1 protein-coding gene is annotated in these 568 nt (G+C 68.3%); it reads right to left on the bottom strand.

From position 1 onward, the window contains the following. Positions 1-7: 7 nt before the first annotated feature. Positions 8-568 (bottom strand): CDP-alcohol phosphatidyltransferase family protein (locus DAI20_RS20020; RefSeq protein ID WP_108252910.1); only part of this gene is annotated, 561 nt, incomplete at its 5' end.

The raw sequence follows: 568 nt of genomic DNA, 5'->3' as shown, positions 1-568 counted from the left end.
TGCTTGATTAATTCGGCGAAACCGCCGCTTCCCGCAGTCCGCGACGGACGCGGTTGATCATCGTCAGCACGCACAACACTGCCATGGCTGCAGCCACGCCGCTGACCGTCAGTGCACCGCCCCAGCCGAAGGCCAGCAGCAAGCCCAGCGCACCGATCACGAAGGCGCGGTCGCTCTTGCCCATCGGGCCGTCATAGCGGCGGCTGGCACCGACCATCAGCCCCAGCACGCCGGCGTACTCGCTCAGCGCCGCCGTCCAGGCCAGCAGCCACAGCGCCTCCGGGCGCACGCCGGGTACGCTGAGCAGGCTCAGGTACAGCGCCGCATCGGCGATCACATCGCACAATTCGTTCAGATAGGCGCCCAGCCTCGACTGCTGGCCGAACTCGCGGGCCAGCATGCCGTCCACCGCGTTGAGTGCCATGCGCAGCAGCATCCACAGCGGCAGCAGCAGGTACAGCAGGGGCTGGGCCGGCGCGCAGCACCACACGGCGGCAGCCACCAGCAGCGAGACCACGGCAGCAGCCACGGTCACCGTATTGGCAGTGATCCCCATGCGGAACAGACC

It is taken from the genome of Planctomonas deserti (genome assembly GCF_003067705.1).
Lineage (GTDB): Bacteria > Actinomycetota > Actinomycetes > Actinomycetales > Microbacteriaceae > Planctomonas > Planctomonas deserti.
Note: the sequence above shows the minus strand (reverse complement) of the source record. Positions and strands in the feature narration are given on the sequence as shown.